This window comes from Phyllobacterium sp. CL33Tsu, from assembly GCF_900113985.1.
GTDB classification, from domain to species: domain Bacteria; phylum Pseudomonadota; class Alphaproteobacteria; order Rhizobiales; family Rhizobiaceae; genus Phyllobacterium; species Phyllobacterium pellucidum.
Genome location: NZ_FORJ01000001.1, coordinates 1113749 through 1125530, shown reverse-complemented (window position 1 = coordinate 1125530; position 11782 = coordinate 1113749). Strand labels below are relative to the sequence as shown.

The following is an 11782-nucleotide window of genomic DNA, read 5'->3' as shown; positions in this document are numbered from 1 at the left end:
CGGAATGACTTCATTTGAAACAGATCAGACGCACCCTTCATGAATTCGTTGCTGCAATGCCCTTCAGGCGGTAGAGCACTTCAAGCGCCTCGCGCGGCGTCATTTCATCGGGATTGACGCCGGTGAGCGCGGCGAGCAGGGCGCTGTCTTTTCCCTGTGCCGGCTTGGGTGCCTGGCGCTTCACTTCAACAGAAAACAGTGGCAGATCGTCGATCAGCTTATCGGCCTTGCCCGACGTATTGCCTGCCTCGAGCTGGTGCAGAACGTCGCGGGCCCGGCTGACGACCGCTTCCGGCAGGCCGGCGAGGCGGGCGACCTGAACGCCATAGGACCGGTCAGCCGCGCCCTTGGCGACCTCGTGCAGGAAGACGACATCGCCGTCCCATTCCTTGACCCGCATCGTGACATTGCCGAGGCGCGGCAGCTTCTCGGAAAGCGCCGTCATCTCATGAAAATGCGTGGCGAAGATCGCCCGGCACTGGTTTTTCTCGTGCAGATATTCGACCGCGGCCCAGGCGATGGACAGGCCGTCGAAGGTCGCCGTACCGCGCCCGATCTCATCGAGAATAACGAGCGAGCGGTCGCTCGCCTGATTGAGGATTGCTGCGGTTTCCACCATTTCCACCATGAACGTAGAGCGGCCGCGGGCGAGATCATCGGATGCGCCGACCCGCGAAAACAGGCGGTCGACGATGCCGATATGGGCCGAGCCCGCCGGTACGAACGAGCCCATCTGGGCAAGGATCGCGATCAGCGCGTTCTGGCGCAGGAACGTCGATTTACCGCCCATGTTCGGTCCGGTCAGCAACCAGATCGCGCCCTTGCCGGTTCCCTCGGGAGATAGCGTACAGTCATTGGCCACGAACGGGTTTGCGGCTTGGCGTCGTAGCGACTGTTCGACGACGGGATGGCGTCCGGCGATGATCGCGAAGGCCAGGCTGTCATCGACCAGCGGACGGCAATAGCCCTGTTCCTCCGCAAGGACCGCGAGCGACACCGAGACGTCGAGCGCCGCGAGTGCCGCCGCCCCGGCGCGTATCGCCTCGGCATTTTCGACGGTCTCCCGCGTCAGCTGCTCGAAAACATCAAGTTCGATGCCGAGCGCGCGGTCCGCCGCATTGGCGATCTTGGTTTCGAGTTCCGCAAGCTCGGTCGTCGTGAAGCGCATTGCATTGGCGATGGTCTGGCGATGAATGAACTTTGCCTTGGCCGCATCCGTATCGGTCATCACCGACGCATTGTTGGCAGTCACCTCGATGAAATAACCCAGCACATTATTATGCTTGATCTTCAGCGACCTGATGCCCGTCGTCTCCATATAGTCGGCCTGGAGGCCGGCGATGATGCGGCGTGAGTGGTCGCGAAGTGCGCGCATTTCATCAAGCTCGGCATTATAGCCGGGCCGCACGAAACCGCCGTCGCGCTTGAGTAGCGGCAGTTCATCGGCAAGCGCTGCTTCAAGATGGCTGAGAAAATTACGCGGCAACCCGGCGAGACAATCGCGGACCCTGGCAAGCTCGCTCGGCAGGATCTCTGTTCCGATCACGCGGCCGATCTCGTCGGCGGCTTCAAACCCGCGGGCGAGCGCGCCGAGGTCCCGGGGGCCGCCCCGTCCGACGGCAAGCCGCGAGAGGGCGCGCGGCATATCCGGCACCCCTTTGAGCGTTTCCCGGACAATGTCGGCAAGCGATTGCTGCAGCAGAAAGAAGGAGACAGAATCGAGGCGCGTGGAAATGGCCTCCGGGTCGGTCAGCGGGGCGGTGAGCCGCTCGGACAGCAATCGCGCGCCGCCGCCGGTAACCGTCCGGTCTACTGCCTTGAGTAAACTGCCGTCGCGATTGCCGGAAAGTGTACGCAGAAGTTCGAGGTTGGCGCGCGTCGCGGGATCGATGAAGAGCGAGGAACCCTCCGACTCGCGCTCCGGCCGCATCAGCGGCGGACGCTCCGCGATCTGCGTCTTTTCCACGTAGGCGATGGCGCCGGAAATCGCCGAAAGTTCGGCCCGCGAAAACTGGCCGAACCCGTCGAGCGTGCCGACATCGAAATAGCGCTGGATGCGGTTTTCCGCCGTTGCGCTGTCGAAGAGGCTTGGCGGCTGCGGCGTGACTGACCGACCGAGAATGTCGAAGATCGGACGAAGGTCCGGATCGTGGAAGACGGGATCGGCGACGATGAGTTCGCGCGGTTCGACCCGCAATATATCGGCGAGCATGCGGGACGGGTCGGTTTCGCCGACGCGGAAGGTGCCGGTGGAAATATCGATCCAGGCGAGCGCAAACTGGCCTTGGCCTCCGCCCTTCACACGGCCGAGCGTCATCAGATAATTGGCCTCGGATGGATCGAGCAGCTTTTCCTCGGTGATCGTCCCCGGCGTTACCAGACGGACGACATCGCGCTTGACGACCGATTTCGAGCCGCGTTTCTTCGCTTCGGCTGGATCTTCGATCTGCTCGCAGACGGCGACACGAAAGCCGCGCGCGATGAGCTTCTGCAAATAATCGTCGGCGGCATGGACCGGCACGCCGCACATCGGGATGTCATCGCCGAGGTGCTTGCCGCGCTTGGTCAGCGTAATGCCGAGCGCCCGCGACGCTGCGACGGCATCGTCGAAGAACAACTCGTAGAAATCGCCCATCCGATAGAACAGGAGGCTGTCGGGATTCGTCGCCTTGATCTCGATATATTGCTCCATCATCGGCGTCGGCCGCGCCGATGGCTCGGCATCGTAGGCAGGCGTTTCGATTATGGTTGCAAGTTCCGCCAATGCGCTCTCCTGATAGACCCTTGTCCAGTCTGGAGCAATCTATGCGCAAACGCAGGATTTACCCACCTCTGTAGCGGGGATCCTGCGTTCTTCTCCACAGATGATCTCAAGCGAAGCGCTTTGCTTCCGCGGCATAGTGGCTGACATAGCGTTCAGCGATGCGGCTGACCGGCAGGATGATCAAGACATCTGTCGTGCCGAAATCGTGATCGATGACGGCGCCGTCCCCGATCATCGCGCCAAGGCGAAGGTAGCCCTTGATGAGCGGCGGCATGGCAAACATGGCGACACGCGGGTTGATCGCCTCGGCCGGAACGAGGTCCATTGCCTGGTAGCGGTCAGGCAAGGCGCGGACGTCCCAATCGGGCGTCGCGCGGAAATTGTGCTGCAGGAACGAAAGTTGCAGCGCATGGGCTGCAGGAACGGTCCCCTGGAATGAGGCGCATCCGAACATGACCCCGATCGAATGATGGCGGCAATAGGTCCAGATCCCCTGCCACAGGAGTTCCACGGTGCGTTTCGAGCGGTACTCCGGCAGAACGCAGGAGCGCCCGAGTTCAAGGAAGCGCAAATCCGGCTTGGCACTGACGAGGCTTTCGATTGAATATTCGCTGGCTGAATAGAATCCGCCTGATGCAAAAGCCCGCTCTGAACGAAGCAGGCGGTATGTCCCGACGATCTGCTTGTGCTTGGGGCCGGCGATCGAGGTATCGTAGACCAGAAGATGATCGCAGACTGGATCGAAACGGTCTGCATCGCGCTGTTCGAGCGTCGCCGATCCCTTGGCGCCGAGCTCGTCGAAGAAAACCTTGAAGCGAAGCTGCTGCGCCGACTCGATCTCGTCCTCGGTCTGGGCAAGGCAGACCTCCATCGTGCCGATGCGACCGAGCACCGAAACAAGGTGAGGCGCCACAAGAGGCGAGGGCGTTGAATCAACCTGCGAGACCATGCGCTGATCTTTAGTAGGTGAAGCACGTTCAAGCAAGGCGATGCTCATGTCGATTCGCTCTTAAGAGAGGTTGATCGGTGGTTCGGTCGCCTCCTGAATACTACAAATCGATGACGGCAGCATGACGTGACGGTGGCAGGCTTGGGGCCTCTTGTGCCGCCATCTGAATCCTCGGGTCACATGACTCGCGGTCGAAGAAACAAGGAGAAGGTAGCATCGGAAGATGACCTGAGAGCACCAGGCTGGATCCTTGGGCCAAGCGCAAGGAACCCCCTATCTCAGTTCTTCCCGGGTTCACCCTTCGAAGCCCGGCGCTCGCGCAGCCAGGCGAGCACTTCTTCAAGCACGACCAGCGCCGCGCCGACTGAAATATAGGCATCGGCGAGATTGAAGACGGCAAACGACCAGGTCGGCAGATGGAAAAGAACGTAATCGATAACGTAACCGTGAATGCTGCGATCGATCAGATTGCCGAGCGCGCCGCCGATGATCAGGGCGAAGCCGAAGCGCGAAATCCAGCGGGTGGCCGTCGTCGTCCACCAGAGATAGCTGACGAAGCAGATGATGACGAGCGTCAGCGCAATCAGCGCAAGGTCGTGCAGCCCGCTGAGCATGGAAAAGGCAATGCCATTGTTGTGAACGCGAAACAGTGCGAGGAACGGCAACACGTCGATCTGCTGCTGGTAATCCATGCCGGTCTCGACCAGATATTTGATGATCTGGTCGCTGACGACCGCAAAGGCGACGACGGCCAATAGATTGTAAAGCGCTTTGGTTTTCATCGTTCTCTTGTTTCAGTTTCCGCCATCGAGTTTGAGCGCGTCGCGCCTTATCTCGAACAGCATGATCCCGGTTGCAATGGCAAGATTAAGCGAATCCGCGCGGCCCTCCTGCGGGATCCGGGCAAGCTTGTCACAGCCGGCCGCGAGTTGGTCCGGCAGGCCCTGCTGCTCATTGCCCATCAAGAGGACAACGGGATGGTTCGCATAAGGAATGGTGCGGTAATCGACGGCGCCTTTGAGGTGCGTACCAACGACGAGCCCGGCAAAGCCTTTGCGCCAGGCCAGGAACTCGGCCTCGGTGGCGCGCATGAGCGGTACCGCGAAGACCGAACCCATGGTGGCGCGCACGGTTTCGAGCGAGAATGGATCGGTGGTATCGCCGATCAGGATGATGCCCTTGGCGCCGACGGCGTCTGCCGTGCGAATGATCGTTCCTAGATTGCCGGGATCGCGGACCCGGTCCAGCGCCACATAGACGTCGTTGCCTCGCGGCCTCAGTGCAGCAAGCGGCTGGATCCGCTGTTCGAGGACGCCGACCACCATTTGCGGATTGTCGCGCCGGGTTATGGCGGCAATGACCTTCTCACTGACTTCGAGGACATCCCCGCCCTTGGCGATGGTGCGCGCCGCCACCTGCTCGACAAGTGAATTGCCCTTGCCTGCCTTGGAAAAGACGAGCGTGCGGATCGTCCAGCCGAGATCGAGTGCGTCGATGATCAGCTTCAGCCCCTCGGCGAGAAAAACACCCTCCTGATCGCGATATTTTTTCATCGCGAGTGCGCGCAAATCCTTCACGATCGGGTTGGTGAGGCTGGTCACTTCCTTGACCCTGCCGGGTCGCGCGAGTCCGGTGCCTCGGGTGTGGTCGTCGTGTCGCGTCATGTATTTTCCCAACGGCTGAACAGCGAGGTGGAAAGCGCGCGTCCGGATGAACGTTCGCGCAGGATAAGTTCGCCCGACTCCACCGTACCGCCGAGGCCGGTGAACGCATCGCGCATCAATTCATGAATCGCAAAAAACGAGGCGCGGATCGAATAGGCGGTCAACACGACACTGAGCGCATTGGGGGAAAGGATGGCGCGGCAGATATCGACCATGTCGGGGAGGTTGTCGAAAAGTTGCCACACCTCGCCGCCCGGCCCGCGGCCATAGGCCGGGGGGTCGAGTAGGATGATGTCGTAGGTGCTGCCGCGCCGTTCCTCGCGCATGACGAATTTCATGGCATCCTCGCAGATCCAGCGGATGGGCTTGCTGGAAAGGCCGGCCATTTCCTGGTTTTCGCGCGCCCAGGCGATGGCTTTCTTCGAGGCATCCACATGGGTGACCTCTGCCCCGGCCCGCGCGGCAACGAGCGAGGCAACGCCGGTATAGCCGAAGAGATTGAGCACCTTGACCGGCCGTTTCGCGTTTCGGATCAGCCTGTCCATATGCGCCCAATGGGTACCCTGCTCGGGAAAAACGCCGACATGCCGGAAGGAAGTGAAACGGCCATAGAACGGCAGGCCATCGAAAGCGAGCGGCCAGGTTTCACCGAGCGGCACTCTCGGAAAGTGCCAGCGGCCGACGCCTTCCTCATCCGTATTGCCGGTAAAGACTGCATCTGCCTTGTCCCATTCGGCCTTGTCCCAGGCCGGCAGCCAGATCGCCTGGCCTTCGGGACGCACGATGCGATAGGGGCCGTATTGCTCCAGCTTCAGGCCATTGCCGCTATCGAGGAGCGCGTAGTCCTCCGAAGGCAGGGTTTCGAGGATAAGGCCGGTTCGCTCCTCCGGACGTGCTCCGGACCGGCGCACAAGCACGCGTCGTGTCGACGCGTCCTGACGTGCGGAATCGTCGACGGCGGGCGTGCGCACCTGCTTGGCAAATTGCGGCCGCGGCTTTACCGGGCTTTGCCATTGCACGGCGCCCTTAGCGGGGTTGGCCTTGCTGGCAGCGCCCTTGGTCTTTCTCGTTTTTCCGCCGGATGGTTTCAAATCTCGCTTTCCCTGTCTTGGCTAGAACGCTCTAAGCCAAGATGTTGCAGGGCGAAAGCGAAATCCGAGCCGTTAGGCTTGTGATGCAGCGTTTGCCTTCTCAAAAACAAGGATTCCGGCCGCCAGATCCTCAAGTGCGGCACCGACCGATTTGAACAGCGTGATTTCCTCGGCGGACTGACGGCCCTTCATCGTGCCGCGGGTGAGGTCGAACAGGTCGCCGATGACATGCTCCTTACTGACAACACCAGCTTTGATCGGCTGTACGATGTCGCCGCCTTCCTTGAGTGCACCATCCCTGGTGTCGACGAACACCCGGGCGCGGCGGATGCACTCATCGTCGCTCTCCCGCATGGTCGGGGTGAATGCACCAATGAGGTCGACGTGCGCGCCTGGCTTCAGGTGCCTGCCGAGGACAAGCGGTTCGGTCGAGAGCGTCCCGGCGGTGATGATGTCCGCCTCGGCAATTGCCGCATCCTTGTCCGAAACGGCTTTTGCATTGAAGCCGTCGGCGGCAAGGTCCGCCGCCACTTTTTCGGCATTGGCGAGGTTGCGGTTCCAGATCGAGATTTCCTTGATCGGCCGCACGGCGCTGTGGGCCCGGGCAAGAAACCCCGACAGCGCGCCGGCGCCGAGGACGACGAGCTTCGATGCGTCTTCGCGCGCAAGGTAGCGTGCGGCGAGCGCCGATGCCCCGGCCGTGCGCCAGATGGTCAGCCGCTGCCCGTCTATGAGTGCCTTGGGTTCGCCGGTCTTGCCGTCGAGAAGCAGGTAGACGCCCATGACTGCGGGCTTCGCTACGGCGCCGTTATCGGGCGATACGGTGACGATCTTGACGCCCATATAGCCCTTGGAGGAGTCGCCGAGGGCATCGAAATCCGACCAGGCCGGCATGAGCAGCAAGGTCGATGCTGCGCCATCCGGCCGCTCGACTGTGTGGTGGTGGCGCACGGGCTGAATGACGCCCTGGCGGAACGCCTGTTCGATGGCGTCGATCATATCCGGCCAATTCAATAGCCTGTCGACCTCGGCCGGGGAGATCAGTTTCATGTCTTGTTCCTTGGGTTTTCTTGTAATTGTGCCCTAGTGGAGCGAGGGCAGGTTCGGCGTCGCACCACTATCGACCGATGCTTTCTTGGCTTCCTTGCGCAGGAGTTCCGCTTCGAGTTTACGCTGGCGCGACAGTTTCCTATGTTTTCCTTGGTTGAACCAGGTAGCGAAACTGCCGAGGATGAGTCCGGCGATCAAGGCAGCGAACAGCCAAACGAAGAGCGGGGCCGTGTAGGAAAGGGCTGGGTTTCCGGGATTGAACGGATCGATCGTCAGTTGAACTGGCCCGCGGTTCGCAACCGACAGCGCTATGAGAACGATTGCAAGCGGCACCAGCACGAGGACGATGATAATGCGATTGATCATGTATTCCTCCCGGCGCGCTTCACCCGCCCGTTCGATGAACCTCAGCTATTGGCATTGAGACGGTCGCGAAGTTCCTTGCCGGTCTTGAAAAAGGGCACCCATTTTTCTTCAACCTCGACGCTTTCGCCGGTACGCGGGTTTCGGCCACTGCGTGCAGGGCGGTTTTTGACCGAGAATGCACCGAAACCCCGAAGCTCGACGCGATTGCCCTCTGCCAGTGCATCCGTGATCTCATCGAAGATCGCGCCGACTATATTCTCGACGTCGCGCTGAAACAGATGCGGGTTGCGGTTGGCAATGATCTGCACGAGCTCTGATTTGATCACAGCGAGTTCCCTTTCGGTTCAAGACCAGGAGGACATAGGCCCCACCTCAAGACTATGTCACTGATCTTATATGTTTAATATTCTTTTATTGCGCCCCGGCAGGCTTGCCGTCAACGTGCCAAACAGAAACGAGTCCGTCAAGGAACATGCGGTCTCCGGTGAGCTGATTCAGCATTCCGGCGCTCTCCTCCGGCAGGCCGAGATAGCGGGCGAGCATTTTTGTCGCTGAATTTGAGAAGAACAGGCCGAGCGAGGATTTTTCCACGGGCTTCCATTCGACAACCGGCAGTTTGTCGTTGACGCCTTTGGTCTTCAGCCAGGCGATGGCTGTATCCTCGCCGCCGAGTTCGTCAATGAGTTTGTTGGCGATGGCCTGCCGGCCGGTGAAGACCGATCCATCCGCCAGCGCCAGCGCCTGCTCATGCGTGAACTTGCGCCTTTCCTGCACGAGCCCGACGAACCAGTCATAGGAATCGATGATCATGCGGTGGATCATTTCCTTGGCTTCATCGCTTGCCGGATTGAAGAAATTGGGTTCGGCCTTCAGGGGACTCGACTTGATAGTCTCGACTTTGACGCCGAGCTTGGTCAGAAGCTGCGAAATATCGGGGTATTGGAACAACACGCCAATCGAGCCGACGATCGACGATTGGCGCGCGACGATATGATCGGATGCGCTGGCGATCATGTAGCCCGCCGACGCTGCGAGCGTTCCGACTTGCGCAACCACCGGCTTCTTAACGGCAAGCTTGCGCACGGCCTCATAGATCGCCTCTCCGCCCGCTGTCGTTCCGCCGGGGGAATCGACCGACAGGATGACACCCCTTACGGCGTTGGAATCGGTCACGTCCTTGAGCCGCTTCAGCAGTTCCTCGTTCTCGAAGATCGTGCCTTCAATGCGGACCTTGGCGATATGCGGCGATGACCTGCTGGAAAACGCATCCGATCCTGCCACCGAAAAATAAAACAAAATCAGTGCGAGAGCGACAATCAACAGCGCCAGGATGCGCCAGAATGTCAGTTTTCGGCGCAGGCGCCGTCTGTCAATAATCGCGTCAGCCGTGTTTGCCATCGTTTTGTCCATTCGTTCTCAACGTCGGTAAAAACAATCTCTGCGACATCACGAGAGGGAAGTCTAGGGTAAGGTTCCTGCGCCGGCATCTCCTCGCGCTTCATTAGAAATGCGCTAGGACCTTGTATCTCGCACGCCAACGTCATACTTGTGGTGCGGTGCAACTCGCGCGTTTATCTGTTCGCCCGTTTCATCGAAAAATAACCATATTGGCGCCAAGTAGCCATACTATTGTCATTACGTAGTAACAGCCAGGCCATGTCAGTTCAGAGAAACGATACGCATCCGCACGTCCAGGCTGCCGCTGGTGCCGATCACCACGCAGAGGTGGCACGTCAATTTGCGGCGTCCGACAAGGATTCCGGTGTCTTTCGTGCGGCGGAACGCCATTCGCGCCGCGTGCGAATCCTGAAATTTGCGCTCCCAGCAGCGGCGATCGTCGGCGCGGCCGTCTTTTCCTGGTTCACGTTCTTTTCGACGACCAACATGCCGAGCAATATCTCGCTCGAGAATGCCGCGCTGGAAAACGGCAAGCTTGTCATGACGAACCCCAAACTCGACGGCTTCACCAAGGACAAGCTTCCCTACAAGATGAGCGCGGTCAAGGCGTTGCAGGAAGTCGGCAACACCAACGTCATCTCGCTGCAGGGCATCAGCGCGGAGCTTCCGCTCGGTAAGGATATGCGCGCCAATGTCCAGGCCAAGTCCGGCGTGTTCGATAATGCCAACCGGCAGTTGAAACTCGACAGCGAGATCAATTTCACGACGTCTGATGGCATCAGTGCCCAGATGAAATCGGCGGATATCGATATTGCCGGCAACTCCATGTCCACCAAAGATCCGGTCACTATACGCAACGGCACTTCAAGTATTACCGCCGATACGATGCAGATCAGCGAAAGCGGCAAGGTAATGACCTTTGAGAAGCGAGTAAGGCTTGTCATTCAGCCCACAAAACGGCAAGAAGGTACAGACGCAGTCAAATCAGTCGAGTAGTATTGGTGCTCGCTCACTGAGAGTTGTGGGAATATCCGAATTTTTAGGAGAGAACGATGTCGCGCGGGGCAAGACTGATAGGCATTTCGACTGTTGCATTGGGATTGTTGGCATCATCGATGGTCGTATCCGCCATCGCGCAGGAAAATGCGCCCGGCGGAGGCATCAAGCTCTCCGGCGATCAGCCGATCCAGATCGACGCCGACAAGCTCGTCGTCCATGACAAGGAGGGAACGGCCACCTTCACGGGCAACGTCACCGTCGTCCAGGGCGCGACCCTGCTCAAGGCCGGCTCGATGATCGTCTACTATGTCAAGAAGAAAGAGGGCGATCCGGCCCCCGCCGCGGATGCGCCTAAGACGGGCGGGCTTGGCGGCTCGCAGGATATCGATCACCTCGAGGTCAACGACAAGGTCTACGTCAAATCCAACGATCAGGTGGCAACCGGCGATCACGGCACGTTCGACATGAAGTCGGAGGTGCTTGTGCTGACGGGCAACAAGGTGGTTCTGACCCAGGGCGACAATGTCGCCGTAGGCTGCAAGCTGACCGCGCAACTCAAGACCGGCGAAGCCCAGCTTGAAAGTTGCAAGAGCGGCCAGACCGGGCGAGTCTCGATTGTGGTCGCCCCCAACAACCAACCAAAGAACTGAACCGGCGGAACAGCTGTAAGTGTCATTTTTTTCACGTCGCACAAAAGCCAACAGCGCCGCGCGGCCGGAATCCAGTCTTTCGCATGAGATGCGTCCTGCCGATCCGGCAGCCATCGACCGCATGAAGGGCACGCTCGTCGCGCGCGGCATAACCAAGGGCTATAATGGCCGTCAGGTCGTCAACGGCGTGTCGTTCGGCGTGCGCGCGGGTGAGGCAGTAGGCATTCTTGGTCCAAACGGCGCGGGCAAGACCACATGCTTCTATATGGTGACCGGGCTTGTTCCGGTCGATAAGGGCACGATCGAGATCGATGGTTTTGATGTTACGACCATGCCGATGTATCGCCGTTCCCGCCTTGGCATCGGTTACCTGCCGCAGGAAGCGTCGATCTTTCGTGGCCTTTCGGTGGAGAACAACATCAAGGCTGTGCTCGAGATTGTCGAGAAGGATCGTAGCGCCCGCGCGCAGGAACTCGATTCCCTGCTCGAAGAGTTTCATATTGCCCATCTACGCAAGGCACCCGCCATTTCACTTTCCGGCGGCGAGCGACGTCGTCTCGAAATCGCCCGTGCATTGGCATCCCGCCCGAATTTCATGCTGCTCGACGAACCGTTTGCCGGCGTCGATCCAATTGCCGTGGCGGATATTCAGCAATTGGTGCGGCATCTCACGGGACGTGGCATCGGTGTGCTGATTACAGACCACAATGTGCGCGAGACGCTGAAGCTGATCGACCGGGCCTATATCATCCACGCCGGGCAAGTTCTTACCCATGGGCGCCCGGACGAAATTATTGCCAATCCAGACGTCCGGCGGCTTTACCTCGGCGACCAATTCAGTCTCTGACCCT

The 11782-nt window shown here is 59.8% G+C and carries 10 protein-coding genes and 2 pseudogenes; 3 read left to right on the top strand and 9 right to left on the bottom strand.

What is annotated here, in order from left to right:
- Positions 1–37 precede the first annotated feature (37 nt).
- From mutS to sppA, 9 genes and pseudogenes are all read right to left on the bottom strand, one after another.
- A complete protein-coding gene (gene mutS / locus BM074_RS05520) occupies positions 38–2695 on the bottom strand; it encodes a DNA mismatch repair protein MutS (protein WP_091921492.1) in 2658 nt (885 codons plus the stop codon).
- A 175-nt stretch (positions 2696–2870) separates the two neighbouring features.
- A pseudogene (locus BM074_RS05515) lies at positions 2871–3656 on the bottom strand (GNAT family N-acetyltransferase); the annotation flags it as partial.
- Between the two features lie 335 nt (positions 3657–3991).
- On the bottom strand, positions 3992–4495 hold the full coding sequence (gene lspA, locus BM074_RS05510; RefSeq protein WP_091920314.1) for a signal peptidase II: 504 nt from the start codon (positions 4493–4495) through the stop codon (positions 3992–3994).
- A 12-nt stretch (positions 4496–4507) separates the two neighbouring features.
- Positions 4508–5377, bottom strand: a complete 870-nt coding sequence (locus tag BM074_RS05505) for a TrmH family RNA methyltransferase (protein WP_027230628.1) — start codon at positions 5375–5377, stop codon at positions 4508–4510.
- On the bottom strand, positions 5374–6468 hold the full coding sequence (locus tag BM074_RS05500) for a class I SAM-dependent rRNA methyltransferase (RefSeq protein WP_091920313.1): 1095 nt from the start codon (positions 6466–6468) through the stop codon (positions 5374–5376). The genes BM074_RS05505 and BM074_RS05500 overlap by 4 nt, the downstream gene beginning before the upstream one ends.
- A 72-nt stretch (positions 6469–6540) precedes the next feature.
- On the bottom strand, positions 6541–7518 hold the full coding sequence (locus tag BM074_RS05495; protein WP_091920311.1) for a bifunctional Delta(1)-pyrroline-2-carboxylate/Delta(1)-piperideine-2-carboxylate reductase: 978 nt from the start codon (positions 7516–7518) through the stop codon (positions 6541–6543).
- 33 nt (positions 7519–7551) lie between these two features.
- The gene (locus BM074_RS05490; RefSeq protein WP_027230625.1) at positions 7552–7884 is read right to left on the bottom strand and encodes a lipopolysaccharide assembly protein LapA domain-containing protein; all 333 of its coding nucleotides are present in this window, start codon (positions 7882–7884) and stop codon (positions 7552–7554) included.
- Positions 7885–7925: 41 nt separating this feature from the next.
- Positions 7926–8210, bottom strand: coding sequence for an integration host factor subunit beta (locus tag BM074_RS05485; RefSeq protein WP_027230624.1), 285 nt, complete (start codon positions 8208–8210; stop codon positions 7926–7928).
- Between the two features lie 85 nt (positions 8211–8295).
- On the bottom strand, positions 8296–9282 hold the full coding sequence (sppA, locus tag BM074_RS05480; protein WP_027230623.1) for a signal peptide peptidase SppA: 987 nt from the start codon (positions 9280–9282) through the stop codon (positions 8296–8298).
- Between the two features lie 258 nt (positions 9283–9540).
- On the opposite strand from sppA, the gene lptC reads away from it, so the two are divergent.
- The 3 genes and pseudogenes from lptC to lptB form a co-directional block, all read left to right on the top strand.
- Complete coding sequence (lptC, locus tag BM074_RS05475) at positions 9541–10278, top strand: LPS export ABC transporter periplasmic protein LptC (protein ID WP_091920303.1); 738 nt, start codon at positions 9541–9543, stop codon at positions 10276–10278.
- A 56-nt stretch (positions 10279–10334) separates the two neighbouring features.
- Positions 10335–10931, top strand: a complete 597-nt coding sequence (locus BM074_RS05470; RefSeq protein ID WP_091920301.1) for an LptA/OstA family protein — start codon at positions 10335–10337, stop codon at positions 10929–10931.
- Between the two features lie 118 nt (positions 10932–11049).
- Positions 11050–11778 (top strand): annotated as a pseudogene (lptB, locus tag BM074_RS05465) (LPS export ABC transporter ATP-binding protein); the annotation flags it as partial.
- Positions 11779–11782: the final 4 nt, after the last annotated feature.